The organism is Roseburia lenta (assembly GCF_014287435.1).
In the GTDB taxonomy this organism is placed as follows: Bacteria; Bacillota; Clostridia; order Lachnospirales; family Lachnospiraceae; genus Pararoseburia; species Pararoseburia lenta.
Map to the genome: position 1 here is coordinate 206,780 of NZ_JACOPG010000001.1, position 22,283 is coordinate 229,062.

Genomic DNA, 22,283 nt, shown 5'->3' on the forward strand with positions numbered 1-22,283 from the left:
GTTTTATTATTTTCCAAAACTCTTTTAAAAAGATGATCTTACTTGGAAAGAATGATCTTCTTCGGACACTTCTGTGCACAGACACCACAGCCTACGCACTTCTCCTGATCGATGTATGCCACATTGTCAATGACATGTACGGCATCATGCTCACAGTTCTTCTCACAAAGATGACATCCGATACATCCAACCGAACATGCCTTCATGACATCTTTACCCTTGTCCTTAGAACTACACTGTACTAATGTGGTAGCCTCGTAAGGAACCAGTTCGATCAAATGCTTCGGACAGGTGCTCACGCACTTACCACAAGCCTTACATGCTTCCGGATCAACCTTTGCAATACCGTCTACGATATGGATAGCGTCAAAAGGACAAGCCTTTACGCAGGAACCAAATCCCATACATCCATAGTTACAAGACTTTGGACCGCCGCCCGGTACGAATGCCATTGCCTGGCAGTCTTCTACACCGGCATACTCATAGTCCTTGCCAGCCTTTTCACAAGTACCGGCACACTTTACAAAAGCAACCTGCCTAACGCTGTCTTCAGCAGCAACTCCCATGATCTCGCCAACCTTGGCTCCAACCGCAGCGCCACCGACCGGACAACCATTGACCGGTGCTTCTCCCTTGACGATGGCAGCAGCCAGACCGGAACATCCGGCATAACCACATCCACCACAGTTATTTCCCGGCAGAACACCAATAATTGCTTCTTCTCTTTCGTCTACTTCAACCTTGAACTTTTCTGATGCAAAGCATAAGAAAAATCCCATCAAACATCCTGTGCAGCCGACAATGACAGCGGCTACAATAACTCCTGTTACGCTCATCTGTCAGCCCTCCTACTTAATAATTCCTGAGAATCCAAAGAATGCGATCGCCATAAGTCCTGCTGTAACAACAACGATGGCAGATCCCTTAAATGGCTTTGGAATATCATTGAATTCGATCTTCTCACGGATACCAGCCATGATCACGATAGCGATGGTGAAGCCTACTGCTGTACCAAATCCGTTGATCACGCCCTCTAAGATATTGTATCCCTTGGTTACGTTCTTAAGTGCGATACCAAGTACAGCACAGTTTGTTGTGATCAGCGGCAGATATACACCAAGTGACCGATACAGTGCAGGGATCTGCTTCTTTAAGAACATCTCAACAAACTGAACCAATGCAGCGATCACAAGGATGAATACGATCGTCTGCAAATAAGAAAATCCAGTCGGCTCCAAAATAAACTTGTAAATAAGTCCTGTTACAAAACTTGAAATGGTAATAACGAAAATAATGGCACCGCCCATACCGGCAGCTGTCTCAATCTTCTTGGAAACGCCAAGGAAAGGACACAGTCCAAGGAACTGGCTAAGCACAACGTTATTTACGATTGCAGATGCAACCAATATCAAAAGTAATTCTTTCATTGCTCTTCCTCCTATTCCTTATCCTTTGCTTCTGTCTTTGTTTCTGCCTTTGCTACGCTGACATTAGACTTGCCTGAGCAAGATCCCATACCACAAGACTCGCAGTCTCCTGCAAGACATCCGGTAGCCGGTGTGATATGTTTGCCCTTCTTCTCTGCATTTGCACGGATCACATTCATCAGTGCGATCAAGAATGCCAGTACGAAGAATGCTCCAGGAGCAAGAACAAAAATAGTGATCGGTGTATAACCTGCTTTTCCTGTTGCAGCATCTGCAAGCGGAAGGATCTGGAAACCAAAGATCTGACCTGCTCCCAGGATCTCACGTACGATACCGATAGAGGTAAGACCTACGGTAAATCCAAGTCCCATACCAAGTCCATCAAAGATAGACGGAATGACAGGATTCTTAGAAGCATATGACTCTGCTCTTCCTAAGATGATACAGTTTACTACGATAAGCGGAATATAGATACCAAGTGCTGAGTAAAGACTTGGAATAAATCCCTGTACCAGGAACTGTACGATCGTTACGAAAGATGCAACGATAACGATAAATGCCGGCACACGTACACGGTCCGGAATAATATGTCTCAACAAGGAAATCATTAAGTTGGACATAACAAGTACAACGGTTGTGGAAAGTCCCATACCAAGTCCGTTGATCGCAGATGTGGTAACAGCAAGTGTCGGACACATACCAAGCATCAGGACGAAGGTAGGATTTTCTTTGATAATACCGTTCTGTAAACGTTCTACGATCTTATTCATTTGACGCACCTCCTACAAGGCTGTTGTAATAAGTAAGACCAGCATCGACACCATAGGTAACTGCCTTAGATGTGATCGTTGCACCACTGATGGCTTCGATCTCTGTATCGGCTGTCTTGCCAGACTTGGTAACTTCCAAGATCTGCGCAGGGATCCCGGCGAACTGGCTCATAAAGCCATCTTCTTTTGCCTTCATACCAAGACCTGCTGTCTCACTAATATCTGTAATGGAATAACCATTTAAAGTACCATCGTTTGTCACACCCATAGAGAATGTGATGTCTCCGCCGTATCCGGCATGAGATGTGATCGTGATGACATAACCGATCGCCTGCCCTGCATCATCTTTTGCAACCACGCAATTTGTAATATCATCATCTGTATAACCTGCATCAGCAGCGATCTTTGTTGCTGCGTCAGCATCAAATCCTTCCAAATCTTCAAAGGAAGCAGCATCTGCAAATACAGCCTTGTAAGACTCCTGGGTTGCAGACTCCTGTGCCTTTGCGATCGGATCCTTTGTGATCTCATATACACCACCAAGGCAGACACCGGCAATAAGAGTAATTGCAGTAAGGACTAATGCGTCTTTTACTAATTTATTCATTATTTGTTGCCTCCCTTCTCCTTGACAACGCCAAAGGCTCTTGGTATTGTGATGCGCTCGATCAAAGGAACCAAAAGGTTACTGAAGATGATCGCATAGGAAACACCTTCTGCGGATGCACCATAGATACGGAAGATACCGGTCAAAATACCAAGAACGATACCGTAAAGGATCTTGCCGTTTGGTGTGATCGGTGAAGTCACGTAGTCGGTTGCCATAAAGAAGGCACCAAGCATAAGTCCACCACCACATAACTGTGCAACCAGATAGTTCATATCAAATCCATGTCCACCAAAGATCAATACAAAGATGGCAAAAGTAATGATATAAGATCCCGGAATACGAAGATCGATAACCCCGAATAAGATCAGGATGATCGCACCGATCAAAAGTGCGATAACAGATGTCTCACCGATGGTTCCGGCTGTCGTACCAAGAAGCATTGACATGGTATCTACGCTCTCACCAGCCTTTAAAGCAGCAAGTGGTGTTGCACCTGTCACGCCGTCATAAGTAAAACTTGTCATAGATCCGGTAAAGGAGATCAAAAGGAAACATCTTGCTCCCAGTGCCGGGTTCATGAAGTTCTGTCCCAGTCCTCCAAATAACATCTTGACGATAACAATAGCAAATACACCGCCAAGGACTGCCTGCCACCATGGTAATGTTGGTGGTAAGTTGAGTGCTAACAGAAGTCCTGTAACAACTGCACTCAGATCATTGATTGTGCTCTTTTTATGTACGATCTTCTCGTAGATCCATTCAGAAGCCACACAGGATGCGATAGTCACAAGGATCAATACCAGTGCATGCAATCCAAAATTGCAGATACCAAAGATAGATGCCGGAAGCAAAGAGATCACTACCAATGCCATGATCTTCTGGGTATCCATTTTATCTCTAACGTGTGGCGAAGATGTAACGTTTAATAAATCACTCACAAGATTCACCCCTTCCTAATTTTTCTTTCTCTTTTCAGCAAGAACAAACTTTTTCATTGTCTTGACTGACTGTGCCAAAGGTCTGCGTGCCGGGCATACATAACTGCAACTGCCACATTCTACACACTCAAGACCATACCATTCTTCAAATTTATCCATCTGCTTGTGCTCAGAGTAATCAGCAAGTCTGGATGGAACCAATGCCTCAGGACAAGCCTCCACACAACGTCCACAGTTGATGCAGGCGGTTGTCTCATACTTAGAAGCCTCATCCTCTGTCATACAAAGCAGGGCTGACGTTGTCTTTGTTGTAGGAACATCTACGCCAAATAAAGCAAATCCCATCATAGGACCACCGGCGATCATCTTTTTCGCTGGTGCTACCAGTCCGCCTGCTGCCTCTAACAACTGGCTGTAACTTGTACCAATGCTGATATAGAAGTTTCTCGGCTCACATACCGCATCACCGGTAACTGTGAAAATACGGTTGGTCAGCGGACGACCAAAACGTACTGCATTATAAATAGCGACCATGGTCTCTACGTTATCAACGATACAGCCTGCGTCTGCCGGCAACATCTTGGAGTTGATGCTTCTGCCTGTGGTAGCAAAGATCAACTGACGCTCACCACCCTGTGGATACTTTGTCTGCAACGGACAAACTTCCATACGGGCCTCTCCTGCAACCAGTGCCTGTAACTTTTCGATACAATCCGGCTTGTTGTCCTCGACACCAAAGATACCCTTGGCATGTGGGAACAACTGCAAGATAATCTTCATACCTTCGACCAACTTTTCCGGTTCCTCGATCATTCTACGATAATCGGATGTCAAATATGGTTCACACTCTGCGCAGTTTGCAATAATATACTCGATTTTGTCCGGCTCCTTCGGAGACAACTTGACATGGGTTGGGAAACCTGCACCACCCATACCGACAACGCCGGCTTCCTTGATCTTTCCAATGATCTCTTCATTAGAAAGTTTGGTCACATCTTCTGTCTCTTCGTAGGTAACCTCATTGAACTCACCGTCACTCTCGATAATAATGGAATTGACCATATCACCAACAGTTACACGTCTAGGCTCGATCGCCTTGACCGTTCCTGAAACAGATGAGTAGATTGGAGATGACACAAAGCCACCTGCCTCTGCGATCTTCTGTCCTTTTAATACAGCATCGCCAACAGCAACGATAGGTGTTGCTGGAGCACCAATATGCTGAGATAAAGGAAAGACTAAGTCTCCTTCCGGCAGCAATTCTTTAATCGGCTTGGACTTGGATAAGTCTTTGCCATCCTTAGGATGAACGCCGCCCTTAAATGTCTTTAGGCCCATGAACTGTACCCCTCTTTCTTTCGATACTTATGTGATTACACACTTTGAATACATTATATCACTTTTGTAAACAAATCAAGACATACAGACGCATCTTTTTGTATCTTTTTGAGTACCTTTTCCATATGTGTTATACTATGGAATATACAGGCTTTGTCTGTTAAATTTTTAACCAAAAGGAGGCTCTCATGCTTACATTTACGGACACCTATACTTATACGCCCCGCTATCAAGAACTGGACTTTTGGCAGGAAGATCAACTCCTGTTTGACATCGAGACCACCGGTCTTTCTGCAAAATATAACACCATATATCTGATCGGCTGTGCCTATCACAAAGGCAGGAAGATTACCTTACTGCAATACCTTGCCGAGACACCCGCCGAGGAATCTGAGGTCTTAGGAGCCTTTTTGGAACTGTGTAAAGATTTTCAAGGTCTTCTTTCCTTTAACGGCATCCGTTTTGATGAAAGATTTATCCTTGACCGCTGCCAGAAACTGCAAATTCCTACCGACGCTCTGCCCGATCAGCATTTTGACATCTATAAGGCATGCCGCGGCATGAAATCCATCTTAAATCTGCCATCCTACCGTCAAAAAGCCATCGAATCCTTCCTTGGTATCCACCGGGAGGACAAATACTCCGGCGGCGAGTTGATCGCTGTCTACCAGTCCTACTGCAATGAGCCGGATGACGAGGCTTTGACACTTTTGAAACTACATAACTACGAAGATGTGGCTGGCATGGTCGAGATCCTGCCCATCCTATCCTATGCCCACTTAAAGGACATGCAGATAAGGATTACAGATCTCTCCCTGTCCTCCTATACCGATTATCAGGGCATACAAAATCAGGAACTCACTTTTACCGCTTCCACTTCTTTTCGTCTGCCCGCACCCCTGCGTCTGCACACGGATGATTATTACATCATCTTAGAAGACGATAGCATCAAAGGCACGATTTCACTTTATCACGAGAAAATGTATCATTTCCTGCCGGATGTAAAGTCCTATGTCTACCTGCCGGAAGAAGACATGGTCATCCCCAAAGAACTGGCATCCCATATTGCCAAAGAAAAAAAGCAGAAAGCCACCCCGGCGACATGTTACATTGCCAAAGTCGACACCTATCTCATGGTGCCGGATGCTTTAGAATGCAGTGATGACATCTATTTCTTTGCCAGAGCATACAAGGATAAGAAATCTTTCATCCCTTACAAGAAATCCTATGTGGATGAGACTTTCATCGCCCGCTACATTTCCTGTCTCCTAAATTGAGTATTCTTAATACAAAAAGATCCTAACCTCCCAAAGGAAGTTAGGATCCTTATTTTATTCCTGACCTTTTTCGTAGTAGAAAGAATATCTACGCTTATAGCCCATGCCCTTGTAATCTGTCACCTGCTCTGTACTGCCGATAAAGAGGATACCGCCATCTTTGAGAGCTTTTGCGAATTTCTCGTAAACCTCATTCTTGGCTTCTTCTGTAAAGTAGATCAATACATTGCGGCACACGATCATGTGGCAGTCTCTCGGATACGGATCAGATAATAAGTTGTGTTCTCTGAAATCCACGCACTTCTTGATCTGTTCCGAGATCTGGTATGAATTTCCTACCTTGGTAAAATATTTACGTTTGAACTCATCCGGCACATTGGCAATACTCTTTTCGGAATACAGACCAACCTTGGCTGTCGCGATCACCTGCTTGTCAATATCCGTTGCCGTGATCTTGATCTTGCTCAGATCTAAATGCTTGGATAAAGCCATGACCAGCGAATACGGCTCATCGCCTGTAGAACAGGCTGCTGACCAGATATGCAAATTGGTCCCGAATTTCTTAATGAGTTCCGGTACAAATTCCCGCACCAGTAAATCCCATTGTTCCGGATTACGATAAAACTCTGACACATTGATCGTCAGGAAGTTGACAAACTCCTCAAAGACGACCGGATCTGACTTCAATAACTTGACATAAGCATCATAAGATGCGCATTTGCGCTTTCGCACCAGAGAATCGATACGTCTGCGCATCTGCTTTTCTTTATAGGAACTGAGGTCGATCTTTGTCAGCGAATATACCGCTTTCTTGAAAGATTCATAATCATCCATACTTATATGTCCCCAAGTGGAAAAGAATTATTCTTCTGTCTCTTCCATTTCATTTGCTACTGCATCGATGTCAACATCAGCGAACTCCGCATCATCAGCAGCCTTGTCTTCTTCCGGTGTTGTAAGAAGTGCTTTCATGCTCAGGCTGATCTTCTTGTCTTCCTCACGGAACTCTACGATCTTTGCTTCTACTTCCTGTCCTACAGAAAGAACATCTGAAGGCTTGTCGATGTGTTCCTTTGCGATCTGTGATACATGAAGAAGTGCATCTACACCAGGAGCAAGTTCAACGAATGCACCGAAGTCTGTCATTCTTGCAACCTTACCAGTTACAATTGTTCCTACTGCAAAACGCTCAGAAGCATCCTTCCATGGGTTCTCATCATCAAACTTCATAGAAAGTGCGATCTTCTTGTCGTTGATATCCTTGATGAATACCTTGACCTGATCTCCTACATGGAATACCTTCTTAGGGTTCTCAACTCTGCCCCAAGACATCTCAGAGATATGTAAAAGTCCGTCTGCTCCACCGAGATCGATGAATGCGCCGAAATCTGTCACGTTCTTGACAGTACCTTCTACAACATCACCAACATGGATTCTTGCGAATAATTCTTCTGCAAGTTTTTCCTTTTCAGCAACCAATAACTGTTTTCTATCACCGATAATACGTCTTCTTCTAGGATTAAACTCTGTAATAACGAATGAGATTTCCTGACCATTGTACTTGTTCAGATCCTTCTCGTAGGTGTCTGATACAAGGCTGGCTGGGATAAAGATCTTTGCTTCGTCGATAACAACGCTAAGACCACCGTTTAATACCTGTGCCACCTTAGCGGTAAGTACTTCATGATTCTCAAATGCTTCTTCCAGACGCTTGTTGCCCTTTTCAGCAGCAAGTCTCTTGTAAGAAAGTGCAACCTGTCCTTCGCCATCGTTTACCTTGATGACCATAGCGTCGATCTTGTCACCAACAGATACAAGCTGTGTCAGGTCAACGTTTGATTCGTTTGTGTATTCGCTACGATGGATGATTCCGTCTGATTTGTATCCAATGTCTACAGCGATCTCATCAGGCTTAACATTGATAACGGTACCTTCAACTACCTCTCCATTTCTTATTGTTTTAAATGATTCTTCTAACATTTGTTCAAAACTCATTTCTGACATATCTTTTGAACCTCCTCAATAATTTTGTTTGGGGTAGAAGCCCCTGCGGTAATACCTACGTTGCTAATGGATTGAAGTACCGACAAATCGAGATCTTCTTTTGTCTGTATATAGTAAGTATCTTGGCATTCTTTTTTGCATATTTCAAATAACTTCTGTGTGTTGGAACTGTGCTTGCCGCCGATCACGATCATGGCATCTACATCTCTTGCGATCGTAGCCGCCTCGCTCTGGCGCTCCTCAGTAGCATTACAGATAGTATTCAAAACAAGTATATCATACCCTTTTTTTCGGATAATTTCAACTAATTCTTGAAATTTATTGTAGTTAAATGTCGTTTGTGAGACAATACAGATTTTTTCTCCAGCCAAAGCCAGATCCTCAAGATCCTGCGGCGTAGAAATAACGGCATAAGAATCGTTTGGCATCCAGCCGACGATCCCCTGTACTTCCGGGTGGCTCTCGCTTCCGACGATCAGGACGAAATAACCTTCTTCGGCATATTTTGCCACATATCTGTGGATCTTTTGCACAAAGGGACAGGTGGCATCTACAATGGTAAAGCCTGCATTTTCCAAGTCTTCCTTGACCTTGCGTCCCACGCCGTGAGACCGGATGATGACTGTCCCCGGTTCCAGCCCATGCAGATCTTCATCCTCCGCAATGACCCGAACACCTTTTTCGGCAAGTTCCTTTACCACTTCTTCATTGTGGATGATAGGACCATAGGTATAGATAGGTCCTTCTTTTGCATCCTCGATCTGCTCATAGACCATATCCACAGCCCTTTTTACACCAAAGCAAAAACCTGCACTCTTTGCCAATGTCACCTTCATGCCATACGCTCCTTTGCAAGGTCTGTGATCTTTGCTACCACTTCCTCGATCGTCATATCCGATGAATCTACCAGAATGGCATCCTCTGCCTGTGCAAGCGGGGAAATCTCGCGATGCATATCCCGGTAATCACGGTCTTCGATATCCTTCATGATCTCGGTCAGATCACAGGTCTGTCCCTTTTCCTGCAATTCCTGATAACGTCTCTTTGCCCTTGTCTCAACACTTGCGGTCAGATATATCTTAAGCGGTGCATCCGGCAGGACACAGGTGCCGATATCCCTGCCATCCATGATGACATCCTCACGCGCCGCCAAATCCTGTTGCAAAGACAAAAGTTTTTGACGCACACAAGGATAAACGCTTGTTACGGATGCCATATTGCCGACTTCTTCCTTACGAATCTCTGTAGATACATCTTCTCCGCACAAAAGAACCATCTGGTTGCCATCCACATAGCGCAGTGCCACGTCGATCCGATCGCAGACTGCAGCAACCGCACTCTCTTCTTTTTCATTGACACCGTGGCGCAAAATGTAGAGTGCCATAGCACGGTACATTGCCCCGGTATCGACATAGATAAATCCCAATTCTTTTGCCACTCTCTTTGCGATCGTGCTTTTTCCGGCACCTGCCGGTCCGTCAATTGCAATATTCATACTCATAATCTTTCCACCTTTATTTTATACTGATCCCAGCCAAATATCCCGTTGACCAGGCAATTTGTAAATTGTAACCTCCGGTCAGTGCATCAAGATCCAGCAGTTCTCCGACCAGATATAGATCCTTGATCCGCTTGGATTCCATGGTCGCCGGATCGATATCCTTGACCGAAACACCGCCCTGGGTAATGATGGCTTCCTTAAAGCCCCGCGTACCGGTGATGGTAAAAGGAAATGCCTTAAAAAGTCCGACCAGACGCCTGCGCTCCTCTTTTGTGATCGCATTGACCGGTTTGTCCATGGATATCTGACTCAATTCTATCATAACCGGTATCATTTTTGCAGGTAGTAATTGCTGGAAAACTGCCTTGATATGCTGATTTGGACGTTCCGAAAATTCACGCAGCAAGCGTTCATTCAAAACTTCCTCGGAAAGCGCCGGTTTCAGGTCGATATAAGCCTGGTATTCTCTCGGGAAATGCCGGCTCAATACAGAACTCGCAGATAAGACCAGAGGTCCGCTCACACCAAAATGCGTAAAAAGCATCTCACCAAAAGCATCATAAATAACTCTTTTTTCATCCTTGATCTTTAGGGAAACATTTTTTAAGGAAAGTCCCTGCATCCGCAGGATGTATTCTTCTTTCGTCGTCAGCGGCACCAGTGCCGGTCTCGGTGTGACGATTTTGTGCCCACTATTTTTTGCCATAGTATGACCATCGCCGGTCGATCCTGTCGTCGGATAAGACAGTCCGCCGGTCGCAAGGATCAGGCTGTCTGCCATGATCTTACCCCCATCTGTCAAAAGAACCCCAGTCGCCTTATCATCCTCTATAAGAAGTTCACGCACCTGGGTATGCAAACGGATGCGCACGTCCTGTTCTTTCATGGCACGCTCCAGCGCACGGATGACATCAGATGCATGATCCGATACCGGAAAGGCACGGTTGCCCCTTTCTATTTTATAGGGCATGCCCTGATTTTCAAAGAAATCCATGACCGCATCATTGGAAAAGGTATAAAAGGCACTGTACAAAAACTTGGGATTGGAAACCACTGCCTGCATGATCTCTTCTAATGGCGAGGCATTGGTAAAATTGCATCTGCCCTTTCCCGTAATGTAGATCTTTTTGCCTAATTTTTCATTCTGCTCTAAGAGGGTCACCTCATGACCGCACATACCTGCCGCATAAGCCGCCATCATTCCGGCAGCGCCGCCACCGATCACAAGAACCTTACTCATCCCCATCTCCTATCTTTGCATAGCGCATCTTCAGCGAGTCGTCCACCTGGTCGATCTCGTCATTTTCATAGACCTGATACTCGTCCCAGATATCCTCTAAGGCTTCTAAGGTCTCTGCGACCGAATCCTGTTTTTTCATGCAAAGGGCAACGATCAGGGCATTGATCACGCTCAGCGGTGCCACCAGGGAATCCACAATAGATGCCATATCACTGCTGGCGATCAGATTACAGGAGGAATAGAGGTTCATCGGGGAATGTACGCTGTCTGTCAAGGTAATGACCTTGGCACTGCGGTTGTTGGCAAATTCCATCGCCTTTAAGGTACGCATGGAATAGCGCGGAAAACTGATGCCAATGATGACATCAGACTCATTCATATGTATCATCTGTTCAAAGATCTCACTGGAATTGTTGGTCTGCAAAAGGATGACATTATCAAACATCAGATTGAGGTAAAAAGCCAGAAAAGATGCCAGCGGTGCGCAGCTGCGAATACCGATCACATAGATCTTTCTTGCATTTAAAATGGTATCAACCGCCTGTTCAAAGACATCCTCATCCATAGACTCCATGGTCTCCCGGATCTTGTCCGCATCAGAGGACAAAACAGAACTGAGTACAGCATTTTTTTCGATCCTGCCATAGGTAACTTCCATACGCTGCACGGAATTTAATTTATTGCGGACAGTCTCCTCCAATGCCTTTTGAAACTCCGGATAACCCTTGTAGCCTAAGAACATGGCAAATCGCACCACGGTAGATTCACTGACGCCGACGGTCTCACCCAATTTTGCTGCCGTAAGAAATGCCGCTTTATCATAATTGTCCGTGATGTAATTTGTCAGAAGTTTCTGACCCTTGCTCATGGACTTGTAGAGTTCGTTCATCTTTGTATTCAGATCACTTTTATTTGACATAATAACGATTCCTTCTAAACATAAAAAATCCACTGGCATGTCGCAAAACACACCAATGGATTTTATTATACTACTTTTCTTTTAAAAATTAAACTGGATAAGCACCATTTTTTGTATCAGCAACAGCCGGATCAACACCTGTCTGCTGTGCTTCACGATACTTGAAGAACTCGGTAGCAACCTTTGGGAAGAGTGCATAGGAAAGAACATCCTCATCCTGCTGCTTCCACTGCTTCATTTCTTCCTCAAACTTAGCCAGTCCCGGCTCTAAAAGATCAGCCGGACGACAAGTGATCGCCTGATCCTTCTCATCGCCAAGAACCTTTTCTACCACTTCCGGATTGAACGGACGAACGGTCTGTCCATACTTTCCGAGAAGCATATCCTTGGTCTCTTTGGTAGCAACCTTGTATCTCTCGCCCATGAGGACATTGAATACAGCCTGTGTACCAACGATCTGGGAAGAAGGTGTTACCAGTGGCGGCTCACCAAGGTCTTTACGAACACGTGGTACTTCTGCAAGTACTTCTTCGTATTTGTCTTCCTTGCCCTGCTCCTTCAACTGGGAGATCAGGTTAGAAAGCATACCACCAGGTACCTGATAACGTAAGGTGTTGATGTTTACGCCAAGTACCTTTGGATTCATAAGACCGGATGCCAATGCTTCCTCTCTCATCGGACGGAAGTAATCAGCGATCTCAGCCAGTTGGTTCTGATCTAATCCGGTATCAAACTCTGTACCCTTGAAGGTCTCAACCATAACTTCTGTTGCCGGCTGACTGGTTCCCAGTGCAAATGGAGAGATTGCGGTATCAATGATATCGCAGCCTGCCTCTACAGCCTTTAAGTAAGTCATAGAAGCAACACCGGAAGTATAGTGTGTATGCAGGTCGATCGGAAGTGAAGTTGCTTCCTTTAAGGTACGGACAAGTTCGTCAGCCTTCTGTGGAACTAAAAGTCCTGCCATATCTTTGATACACAAAGAATCAGCGCCCATATCCTCAACACGCTTTGCCATTTCTTTCCAGTAATCCAGTGTGTAAGCATCACCTAAGGTATAAGAAAGGGCAACCTGTGCATGTCCTTTTTCCTTCTTGCAGGCATCTACTGCTGTCTGTAAGTTGCGGACATCATTCAGACAGTCAAAGATACGAATGATATCAATACCATTAGCGATAGACTTCTGAACGAAATATTCTACAACATCATCCGGATAATGGCTGTATCCTAAGATGTTCTGTCCTCTGAAAAGCATCTGTAACTTCGTATTCTTGAAGCCATCACGAAGTTTTCTCAAACGCTCCCATGGATCCTCTTTCAAGAAACGCAGGGAAGCGTCGAAGGTAGCACCACCCCAGCACTCTACTGCGTGGTATCCAACCTTATCCATTTTATCAATGATTGGTAACATCTGCTCTGTCGTCATTCTGGTAGCGATCAGAGACTGATGTGCATCTCTTAATATTGTTTCTGTAATCTTTACAGGTTTTTTAACTACTTCTGCCATGTCATCCTCCTTATATTATACACCGAAAATAGCCATGAATACACCAGCGGCAACTGCTGTACCGATAACTCCGGCAACGTTTGGTCCCATTGCATGCATCAACAGGAAGTTGGTAGGATCTTCTTCTGCACCGACCTTCTGTGATACACGTGCTGCCATAGGTACTGCCGATACACCTGCGGAACCGATGAGCGGATTGATCTTGCCCTTAGTAAGGAAGCAAAGCAACTTACCAAAGAGTACACCTGCAGCGGTACCAACCGCAAAGGCAACCAGACCCAAAACAACGATCTTGATCGTTGTGATGTTCAGGAAGGCTTCTGCACTTGTAGAAGCACCTACAGAGGTTCCCAGCAAGATAACAACGATATACATAAGAGCATTGGATGCAGTCTCGGTCAACTGACGAACCACGCCTGACTCGCGGAAAAGGTTACCTAACATCAGCATACCAACCAGTGGTGCTGTGGTAGGAAGCAGTAAACATACGATAATGGTTACTACGATCGGGAATAAGATCTTTTCCAACTTGGAAACCGGACGCAGGTTCTCCATATGGATCGCACGTTCCTTTTTCGTTGTAAATAACTTCATGATCGGTGGCTGGATAATCGGCACAAGTGCCATGTAAGAATATGCCGCCACCGCGATCGGTCCCATCAGACTACTCTGTCCTAACTTACCGGCAAGGAAGATAGATGTCGGACCATCGGCACCACCAATGATGGAAACCGCTGCTGCTGCCTGATCACTGAATCCGAGCAGGATAGCCAGAAGATATGCGGTAAAGATACCGAACTGAGCTGCCGCGCCGAGCAGGAAACTGATCGGATTGGCGATCAAAGGACCGAAGTCGGTCATCGCACCAACACCAAGGAAAATAAGGGATGGCAGGATGGACCACTCGTCCAATGTATAAAAGTAATAAAGCAAACCGCCTACACCGTTAGACGTTTCCTCCGGGCTTGCAATAATATCCGGGTAGATATTAACAAGAAGCATACCGAAAGCGATCGGAACCAGAAGTAATGGCTCAAATCCCTTGCGGATAGCCAGATACAAGAACACGCATGCAACTGCGATCATGATAAAGTTCTTGTAGTCCAAATTTGCAAACGCCGTCTGGGATAGAAGGTTACTTAACGTTTCTGTAACGTAACTCATGAATTGTTCCTCCTAATAATACCTGTTGCCTGTTACTCGTTCATTGTTGCAAGCAGATCGCCTGATTCTACAGCCTGTCCTTCTGCTACATCAATTGTTGCAACCACACCATCCTTAGGTGCAACAACAGGAGTCTCCATCTTCATAACTTCAAGAACTAATACGGTATCGCCAGCCTTAACCTTTGTACCAGGAGTTGCCTCCAACTTGAATACCTTTCCGGCTGCGCCTGCTTCGATCTTGATGCTTCCGGCGCCTGTAGCAGCCTTAGGTGCTGCTGCCTTTGGTGCAGGTGCGCTTGCAGCGACCGGTGCTGCTCCTGTGCTTCCCTTTTCTTCTACAGTAACATCATAAACATTTCCATTTACAGTAATTGTATAATTCTTCATTTATAATTCCTCCTAAATTAATATCTTCTCTTGATGGAACGTACTACAAAGTCATCTGTAGAACTTCCTGTGCTTGCAGCGATTGCTGCAGCAATAACTGCGATCAATTCTGTATCATCCGTCTCCTCTGCGGCAACTGGTGCAGCCGGGGCAACCTTGACTGCCGGAGCACTTTCTTCCTTGGAGAACTTCGCCTGAATGACCGGGATCACCTTAAACGCACTGATGACCAGTGAGATCAGGATCAGGATCACAAATACGATGGAGATTGACATGACCGTATTAAGTCCTGCCTTTGCCATCGTCTCTCCCAGAGAATAAACGATCTCAACATTGATCGCTGTCGTCTCCAGACTGTTGGCGTTGATAACATAAGTAAGTTTGATGTCTCGCTTGGTATAAGAGATCGTCTCTACCGCAGAAATTGTCTTTCCTGCCTTCGTCACGCTAAAGTCCTTATATCCAACGAAATCTCCGATCTGTGGCTGTACGTCAATCCACTGTTCCATCAGATCGGCATAGATCTTACCATCATCCTGTGATGCATAGTAAGAATAGTACTGTTCGCTCTCGTTTGCATCGAGTCCTTCCAAAACTCCTGCTGTCTGCTCACATGCGCTTTGTAACTGAGTCTCAGATAAACCGTTCAGATCTACCTGACTCTTACCGCAGGAGCATAACGCGAGCATACATACTAAAGTACTGACCATTAATATGATTTTCTTTTTCATATGCTCACCTTTCTATTTTGTTCCGTGTTTCTTGTATGGGCCATCTACCCTCTTTGTAAAGAGCATCTCAAATCCGGCGATCAGATACTTTCTGGCATCTGCCGGCTCTACAATGCGATCTACATAACCACGTCTTGCCGCATTTGCCACACCGCAATTCGTGTTTGCATATTCCTCAGCCTTTGCAGCGATCACATCTGCGGAAGCATCTGCGTACATGATCTTGGCTGCAAGTTCAGCATCCATCGGTGCAACATCTGCATCAGCAAAAGCAAATACAAGATCTGCGCCGAGTGATTTTGCGTTCATGGTCACATAAGCACTACCAAGTGCCTGTCCACAGAGGAAAGAGATCTTTGGTACTGTGGCATTTGCGAATGCATATACCATCTTGCCAAGTGCCTTTGCCAGATGCTTTTCAGCACATACGGAAGCCTCGTAACCTGTTGTATTGGTAAGTGAAAGTACCGGGATATCAAAAGCATCACAGAAAGAAACGAAATCTGCTGCCTTTTCGCATCCGTCAGACGTAAGTTTGGTTCCAAGATCTACGACTTCATCACCTGCCATAGTCTCCTCACGGTTGCCTACCACGCCAACGGTAATACCGTTTAACTTGATAAAACCGGTAAGCATTTCTTTTGCAAATCCAGCCTTGGTCTCAACAAAGAGATGATTGTCTGAGATCTCCTCTGCAAAAAGTGCAAGATTTTTAACCTTGCCATCTAAGCCTTCTGCGGCACGGTTGAGATCATCCATACATTCCTCAACACAGCCTTCTTCGACATTGCATCCCGGAAGGATGGTAACGAAACGACGGATCTCTTCCATGACCTCTGCCTCATCACCGACAAAATCAACATTGCCAGCCTCTGCATACTGGAAGTCTGCGCTTGCTGTGTCAAGTTTGTCTGCACGATTGCCGGAAATAGCATCTGCGGAATTGACAAATAACTTGGCATCCTTTGTCATAAGTGCGAAATCGCTGACAGAAGTAAGTACGCTGAGTCCACCGCCACAAGAGCCGAAAACACCCATGATCTGTGGGATCACGCCGGATGCGGAAACTGCCTTTGCATAAATGGCTCCGATGCTCTCAAGTGCGTCTACAGATTCCTGTAATCTGACACCTGTGGAATCCAAAAGTCCAATGACCGGTGCTCCCATCTTCATAGCCATATCATACACAGACATGATCTTCTTTGCATGCATCTCACCAATGCTTCCGTTTAATACAGAAGCATCCTGACTGAATACGAATACCAGATTGCCATCGATCAGACCATGTCCGATCACTACACCATCAGAAGGTGTCTGCTGCTGGTTCAGATCAAAATCTGTGTTTCTTGATGTTACCAGCGCGCCTAATTCGACAAAACTGTGCTCATCAAGTAATTCATTCATCCTCTGAATAGCAGGATTGTTTGTTACATTACTCATGCTACTTTTCCTCCATATATATAAATTCAAAATTTCTCTACCGTAATAATAACGTTTTGTCCTTCCTTTTTCAACCACTTTTGTTAATTATTTCACTATATTTTTACAAAGTTATTTTGCTATCTTTTGTTAGAAAAACATAGCCCATTTTTTCAGGATCGCCTGGAAGAACCATGGCATATTTTTTACTGCAAGACTATCCTCCAAAAGGATGTCACAGGTATCTATGACCACATCATCCACCAGAAGTTCTGCGTTTCCGATCGCTCGAAGTCCCTTGCCTGTCGCTTCGATACTGCGCGGATAATGTAAGCGGATCGCCATGGTCTCCCAGTCTGCCAGAAGTACTTCCTTTCGCATATCCGTCAGTTGTGGCATGGCAGACTTTTGGGCTTTGAGATCATAGTCCGGGTTCTGGGCTCTTTGGAGCCTTACGCTTTGTAATCCCTCTGCCGGATCCATGACCTTGCGCATCTGATAATAGGTCGTGGCATATTGGTAGATCTTATTGCAGTCCTGCCATTTGTAGGTCTTATTGTTTGGCCAGCCGCTCGCCAGCAAGGCAATGACAAATTTCCGCCCGCCGGAAGAAAGTGAAGTCACATAGCAGTATCCGGCATCCGCGGTAAATCCTGTCTTTCCCGACAGGCAGTCAGGGTTCTGGCTCAAATAGGCGTTGTGGTTGGTACAGGAAAAGTTCCGTGTCCCCGGGATCATACTGCCGTCTGCCTGCTCCGTCAGCGACGTAAAAGAATAAGCATTTGTCTGCGTGATCTCTAAAAAGCGCTCCGCCCGGGGCGACTGCCAGCTACAGTAACGCATGATAAGCGCCAGATCATGTGCCGTCGTACCATGGGTATCTTCTCCAACCGAAGCATCCAGACCGTTTGGTGTCAAAAAACAGGTATTGCTGCAGCCCAGTTCTTTTGCCTTTTCATTCATCAGGGCAGAAAAGCCCTCCACACTCCCGCCAATGTGTTCTGCGATCGCAACGGCAGAATCATTATGGGATTCCAACATAAGAGAATACAAAAGGTCTTTGAGGTAATACTGCTCGCCTTCCTCGATATTTAACTGCACATTGGGCATGGATGCCGCATAGGCAGATACCGTGACGATATCATCTTCCTTTCCGTTTTCCAGTGCCAGAATACAGGTCATGATCTTGGTCGTGCTGGCATTGGCACGCTTGCACTCACCCTCTTTTTCATAAAGCACCCTGCCGCTGTCTCCATCTAAAAGTACCGCAGACAAGGCATGGATAGAATTTGCATCGATCGTTTGCTTTTCTGCTGCGCAGATGGTTTGCGGCTGCCATAACAGGATGACAAAAAGGACAATAAAAAAAGACCGCATCTTTTTTATAAAAAGCAAGGCAAAATCCTCCCAAACAGACTTTATAAAAAACTATGAGATCTTCTTTCTTTTATGACATTTTCGGTAGAAAAACTATTCTCCGCCTACATCCAGTTTAATTTCCTGCTCAGCCTCCTGCTTAAAGGTCTCCACCTGGTCGGTCGTCGGCGTCGGCAGTTCATCAATGGACGATACGCCAAAGGAACGTAGGAATTCTTCCGTGGTTCCAAAAAGCATCGGTCTTCCTGGTGCATCCAGACGTCCAAGTTCGGTCACCAGGGAATATTCCACCAGTTTGCTGACGGCATGATCGCTGGATACGCCTCGGATCTTTTCGATCTCCGATTTGGTGATCGGCTGCTTGTAGGCAATGATGGATAAGGTTTCCAAAAGGACATCCGTCAACACCTGCTTGCGTGGCTGCTTTGCCATGCGGATCAGGTATTCATAGAGTTCCGGCTTCGTGCACATCTGGTAAGAACCGTCCAGTTCCGTCAGTTGCACCCCGCGTCCTTCTTCTGCCCATGTTTCTTTCATATGTTCCAATGCCTTTACGACATCTTTTGTCTCTACTTCCAGTGCCTTTGCGATACGTGACGGTTCCACCGCCTCGCCAAAGGTAAAAAGAATCCCTTCTATGATGGACTCCATCTGTTTTTGATCCATAACGTCACTCCTATTCTATGCCGCGATCTTCGACTCGATCAGAATATCATCAAAGGTATGCTCCTGCGAGATCAGAATCTTTCCCGATTTCATCAATTCCAATATCGCCAAGAAAGTCACGATCACTTCCATCTTACTGCTCTGTTTTTCCAATAACTGACGAAAACTAAAGTTTTTATGCTGGCCGGCGTACTCTGACAAATAGCCCATCTTGTCCTCCAGTGATACTTCTTCCTTGCGGATCTCTCCGAATTTGGAACGGATGGGATCGATCTTGTCCTTCTGTCGTTTCAATACGGATTTAAAAATATCGTTCAACTGGTTCAAGGTCAGGTCTGATACCAGTTCCTTGGTATCAATGGGCGGTGTGTATGCCAGGACCTCCTCCGGAACGGTCGGCTCTTTGTAAAAAATATGGGAGGCATCCACCTGGCGATCCTTTAATTCAAACGCCATGCATTTATATAATTTGTATTCCAGCAACTGTTGCACCAATTCTGCCCGCGGATCTTCCTCATCCTCTTCCTCGGAAGGATCTGCCGGAAGCAGCATCTTGGACTTGATATCCAGAAGTGTTGCAGCCATGACCATAAATTCACTGACGACATTCAGATCATGTTTTTGCATCTGTCGGATATATTCCATATATTGATTTGTAATCTCCACGATGGGAATATCATAAATGCTGACTTTATTCTTATCTAGCAGGTGTAAAAGAAGATCCAGAGGTCCTTCAAACACCTGTAACTTGAATTCTAATTCCATATGCCTACCTCTTTGCAAAATCTTTTCTATTATACTGGGTTTTCCCATGAATTTCAAGTTTTTGGCATAGGAGACATTTCTTTTTATATACTAGGTAATAATGTAATTTCCTGAGGTATTTTATGAAATCCTATAAATCCCTCTTATGTCTGCTTCTATCGCTTCTTTTGCTCCTGCCTCTTTTTTGTATGCCCGCACTTGCAGAAGAAGCAGACGAGACGCAGGATACTGCCCTGACCTTGTCCTGTCCTTCCGCGGTTTTGATGGAAGCCTCGACCGGCTGTATCCTATACGAAAAGGATGCGGTCGCAAGACTTCCCATGGCAAGTGTGACCAAGGTCATGACCCTGCTTTTGATCTTTGAAGCCATCGAAAACGGACAGATCTCTCCGGAAACCCAGGTCAGCGTTTCGGAACACGCTGCCTCCATGGGCGGATCACAGGTCTTTTTGGAAGCCGGCGAGATACAGACCGTAGAGACACTGATCAAATGTATCAGCATCGCCTCTGCCAACGATGCAGCCGTTGCCATGGCAGAGACTGTCGCCGGCTCGGAAGAAGCCTTTGTTGCCCTTATGAACGAAAAAGCCGCCGCCCTTTCCATGGAAAACACGCATTTTGTAAACTGCTGCGGTCTGGATGACACCGACCATTACTCCTGTGCCAAGGATCTTGCCCTTTTAAGCCGCCAGTTGATCCTGCGTTTTCCAGCCATCTACGACTATTGCCAGATCTGGCAGGAAGATATTACCCATACGACCAAGAAAGGACAGACTCCTTTTACACTGACCAACACCAATAAACTGCTCAAATCCTATCCTTATGCCACAGGTCTTAAGACCGGTTCGACCAGTCTTGCCAAATTCTGTCTGTCCGCCACAGCCAGCAAAGATAATATCGATCTGATCGCTGTGATCATGGCGGCACCGACCTCCAAAGACCGTATTCGGGATGCCCAGTCACTGTTTGCCTATGGCTTTGCCAACACTGCCATCTATCAGGACAAAACGACCGAAAAGATCCTGCAGATTCCGGTCAAAAAAGGAGTCGCCGATACCCTGCATGCAGTTGCCAAGCAGGATTTTTCCTATCTGGATCAAAAGAAGGCAGATCTCAGCCAGATCACCAGTAAACAAAACCTGCCTGAAAACCTCACGGCTCCCATCAAAAAAGGTGATACCGTCGGCTCCATCGACTATTACCTGGGTGACAAGCAGATCGGATCCATCCCGGTCGTAGCCAAGGAGTCCATTGCAGCCGCCGGTTATGGAGATATTTTACAGGAACTGTTCTGCTATTACTGCTTTGTATCCAAGAGTGTCGGCAGGTAAATGGTGCCCCAGTTGCCACCACCGTCCATATGCCCCCGCTTCGCCCGTTCATAGAGGCGGAGTTTGACATCGACCGGGCTAAGATATGGTTCCTGTTGTAAGAGCAAGGCAATGGCTCCCGTTACAACAGGAACTGACATGGAAGTGCCGGTCTTTTTTACATACCAGCCCTGCTTGCTGCAACTGGTGATATTACTTCCCGGTGCATAGATTTCCGGTTTTTTGACGCAATCCGCTGTCGGTCCGCGCCCGCTGTAATCGCTTGGAGAAAAAGTACCCTGCCGGTAATCTGCACTGCCTACCGTTATGACCTTGGGCTGGGTGCCCGGTATGGTGACACTCCCCTTGCCCGGTCCATTGTTGCCTGCCGCGCATACCGTGACAATCCCTTTGTCCCAGGCGGCTTCCACTGCGCCTAACAGGTCTCTCTGCCAGTCTTTGGCAACACTTTTGATCAGACCGACCGAAATATTTAAAATGCGAATGTGGAATTTTTCCTGCATCTGCATACACCAATAAATTGCCGCGATAAAGTCCTCAATACGTCCGTCGCCCTGGTGATTTAGGACCTTTCCTATGATCAGATTGCTATGTGCCGCAATTCCGCGATACCTGCCCTTGGAACGCAGTCCGCTGCCGGAACTGATGCCCGCAATATGGGTGCCATGTCCGTAATCGTCATATAAACCCTGACGTTCCTCTACAAAATCCCGGAACAAAACAATACGTTTTCCAAAATCAGGGTGTGCTTCCACACCGCTATCTAAAATACAAACACCAACCGGCTGTTCTCTATCCCCCAGCCGATCCATGTTTTCTTCAAATCCTATCCAATGCCTTACCTGATTCATCTGTATTTTTTCGCTTTTTTTCAGTATATGAAAAAAACTCCCATCGGTTCAAACCGATG

23 protein-coding genes are annotated in these 22,283 nt (G+C 45.8%); 2 read left to right on the top strand and 21 right to left on the bottom strand.

The genetic code is table 11. The features are described from left to right. Positions 1 to 38 precede the first annotated feature (38 nt). The 6 genes from H8R94_RS01045 to rsxC are packed head-to-tail and all read right to left on the bottom strand — an operon-like array spanning position 39 to position 5,083. Positions 39 to 836 carry an RnfABCDGE type electron transport complex subunit B gene (locus H8R94_RS01045; protein WP_118281151.1) on the bottom strand — a complete coding sequence of 266 codons (798 nt, stop codon included), beginning with the start codon at positions 834 to 836 and terminating at the stop codon, positions 39 to 41. Between the two features lie 12 nt (positions 837 to 848). Further along, on the bottom strand, positions 849 to 1,427 hold the full coding sequence (gene rsxA, locus H8R94_RS01050) for an electron transport complex subunit RsxA (protein ID WP_118281150.1): 579 nt from the start codon (positions 1,425 to 1,427) through the stop codon (positions 849 to 851). A gap of 11 nt (positions 1,428 to 1,438) precedes the next feature. After that, complete coding sequence (gene rsxE / locus H8R94_RS01055) at positions 1,439 to 2,197, bottom strand: electron transport complex subunit RsxE (RefSeq protein WP_186853627.1); 759 nt, start codon at positions 2,195 to 2,197, stop codon at positions 1,439 to 1,441. Continuing rightward, positions 2,190 to 2,804, bottom strand: coding sequence for an RnfABCDGE type electron transport complex subunit G (locus tag H8R94_RS01060; RefSeq protein ID WP_118534764.1), 615 nt, complete (start codon positions 2,802 to 2,804; stop codon positions 2,190 to 2,192). The genes rsxE and H8R94_RS01060 overlap by 8 nt, the downstream gene beginning before the upstream one ends. Next, positions 2,804 to 3,745: an RnfABCDGE type electron transport complex subunit D gene (locus H8R94_RS01065; RefSeq protein ID WP_118281147.1), complete on the bottom strand. Its 942-nt coding sequence runs from the start codon at positions 3,743 to 3,745 to the stop codon at positions 2,804 to 2,806. The genes H8R94_RS01060 and H8R94_RS01065 overlap by 1 nt, the downstream gene beginning before the upstream one ends. Positions 3,746 to 3,760: 15 nt before the next feature. Further along, a complete protein-coding gene (gene rsxC, locus H8R94_RS01070) occupies positions 3,761 to 5,083 on the bottom strand; it encodes an electron transport complex subunit RsxC (RefSeq protein WP_118281146.1) in 1,323 nt (440 codons plus the stop codon). Positions 5,084 to 5,271: 188 nt separating this feature from the next. On the opposite strand from rsxC, the gene H8R94_RS01075 reads away from it, so the two are divergent. Beyond that, positions 5,272 to 6,360: a ribonuclease H-like domain-containing protein gene (locus H8R94_RS01075; protein WP_186853628.1), complete on the top strand. Its 1,089-nt coding sequence runs from the start codon at positions 5,272 to 5,274 to the stop codon at positions 6,358 to 6,360. Positions 6,361 to 6,414: 54 nt separating this feature from the next. Here H8R94_RS01075 and H8R94_RS01080 read toward each other — a convergent pair whose 3' ends face one another. The 14 genes from H8R94_RS01080 to H8R94_RS01145 all read right to left on the bottom strand — a co-directional run bounded on the left by H8R94_RS01080 (position 6,415) and on the right by H8R94_RS01145 (position 20,042). Beyond that, complete coding sequence (locus H8R94_RS01080; protein ID WP_178009521.1) at positions 6,415 to 7,194, bottom strand: CheR family methyltransferase; 780 nt, start codon at positions 7,192 to 7,194, stop codon at positions 6,415 to 6,417. A gap of 27 nt (positions 7,195 to 7,221) precedes the next feature. Continuing rightward, the gene (gene rpsA / locus H8R94_RS01085) at positions 7,222 to 8,364 is read right to left on the bottom strand and encodes a 30S ribosomal protein S1 (protein ID WP_186853629.1); all 1,143 of its coding nucleotides are present in this window, start codon (positions 8,362 to 8,364) and stop codon (positions 7,222 to 7,224) included. Further along, complete coding sequence (ispH, locus tag H8R94_RS01090) at positions 8,352 to 9,200, bottom strand: 4-hydroxy-3-methylbut-2-enyl diphosphate reductase (RefSeq protein ID WP_186853630.1); 849 nt, start codon at positions 9,198 to 9,200, stop codon at positions 8,352 to 8,354. The genes rpsA and ispH overlap by 13 nt, the downstream gene beginning before the upstream one ends. Continuing rightward, positions 9,197 to 9,865, bottom strand: a complete 669-nt coding sequence (gene cmk / locus H8R94_RS01095; protein WP_118281141.1) for a (d)CMP kinase — start codon at positions 9,863 to 9,865, stop codon at positions 9,197 to 9,199. The genes ispH and cmk overlap by 4 nt, the downstream gene beginning before the upstream one ends. Before the next feature lie 13 nt (positions 9,866 to 9,878). Continuing rightward, complete coding sequence (locus tag H8R94_RS01100; protein WP_178009517.1) at positions 9,879 to 11,105, bottom strand: BaiN/RdsA family NAD(P)/FAD-dependent oxidoreductase; 1,227 nt, start codon at positions 11,103 to 11,105, stop codon at positions 9,879 to 9,881. Further along, positions 11,098 to 12,024, bottom strand: coding sequence for a MurR/RpiR family transcriptional regulator (locus tag H8R94_RS01105; protein ID WP_118281139.1), 927 nt, complete (start codon positions 12,022 to 12,024; stop codon positions 11,098 to 11,100). The genes H8R94_RS01100 and H8R94_RS01105 overlap by 8 nt, the downstream gene beginning before the upstream one ends. A gap of 88 nt (positions 12,025 to 12,112) precedes the next feature. Beyond that, positions 12,113 to 13,531 (bottom strand): oxaloacetate decarboxylase subunit alpha, encoded by a 1,419-nt coding sequence (locus H8R94_RS01110; RefSeq protein ID WP_118281138.1) that lies wholly within the window; start codon positions 13,529 to 13,531, stop codon positions 12,113 to 12,115. A gap of 15 nt (positions 13,532 to 13,546) precedes the next feature. Then, a complete protein-coding gene (locus H8R94_RS01115) occupies positions 13,547 to 14,695 on the bottom strand; it encodes a sodium ion-translocating decarboxylase subunit beta (RefSeq protein WP_118281137.1) in 1,149 nt (382 codons plus the stop codon). A gap of 32 nt (positions 14,696 to 14,727) precedes the next feature. Continuing rightward, entirely contained in the window at positions 14,728 to 15,084 is a 357-nt protein-coding gene (locus tag H8R94_RS01120) for a biotin/lipoyl-containing protein (protein WP_118281136.1), read from the bottom strand. 17 nt (positions 15,085 to 15,101) lie between these two features. Further along, positions 15,102 to 15,815 (bottom strand): OadG family protein, encoded by a 714-nt coding sequence (locus tag H8R94_RS01125; RefSeq protein ID WP_118281135.1) that lies wholly within the window; start codon positions 15,813 to 15,815, stop codon positions 15,102 to 15,104. A gap of 12 nt (positions 15,816 to 15,827) precedes the next feature. Continuing rightward, positions 15,828 to 17,255, bottom strand: a complete 1,428-nt coding sequence (locus tag H8R94_RS01130) for an acyl-CoA carboxylase subunit beta (RefSeq protein ID WP_186853631.1) — start codon at positions 17,253 to 17,255, stop codon at positions 15,828 to 15,830. A gap of 129 nt (positions 17,256 to 17,384) precedes the next feature. Beyond that, positions 17,385 to 18,629 carry a D-alanyl-D-alanine carboxypeptidase family protein gene (locus H8R94_RS01135; RefSeq protein WP_243238427.1) on the bottom strand — a complete coding sequence of 415 codons (1,245 nt, stop codon included), beginning with the start codon at positions 18,627 to 18,629 and terminating at the stop codon, positions 17,385 to 17,387. Between the two features lie 75 nt (positions 18,630 to 18,704). Then, positions 18,705 to 19,277 carry an SMC-Scp complex subunit ScpB gene (gene scpB / locus H8R94_RS01140; RefSeq protein WP_186853632.1) on the bottom strand — a complete coding sequence of 191 codons (573 nt, stop codon included), beginning with the start codon at positions 19,275 to 19,277 and terminating at the stop codon, positions 18,705 to 18,707. A gap of 15 nt (positions 19,278 to 19,292) precedes the next feature. Next, positions 19,293 to 20,042, bottom strand: coding sequence for a segregation and condensation protein A (locus tag H8R94_RS01145; protein WP_118534755.1), 750 nt, complete (start codon positions 20,040 to 20,042; stop codon positions 19,293 to 19,295). Between the two features lie 122 nt (positions 20,043 to 20,164). Here H8R94_RS01145 and H8R94_RS01150 point away from each other — a divergent pair, with 122 nt between their 5' ends. After that, positions 20,165 to 21,373, top strand: a complete 1,209-nt coding sequence (locus H8R94_RS01150) for a D-alanyl-D-alanine carboxypeptidase family protein (RefSeq protein ID WP_186853633.1) — start codon at positions 20,165 to 20,167, stop codon at positions 21,371 to 21,373. Here the strand turns inward: H8R94_RS01150 and H8R94_RS01155 are convergent. Continuing rightward, complete coding sequence (locus tag H8R94_RS01155) at positions 21,340 to 22,224, bottom strand: S8 family peptidase (RefSeq protein WP_186853634.1); 885 nt, start codon at positions 22,222 to 22,224, stop codon at positions 21,340 to 21,342. The genes H8R94_RS01150 and H8R94_RS01155 overlap by 34 nt on opposite strands. Positions 22,225 to 22,283: the final 59 nt, after the last annotated feature.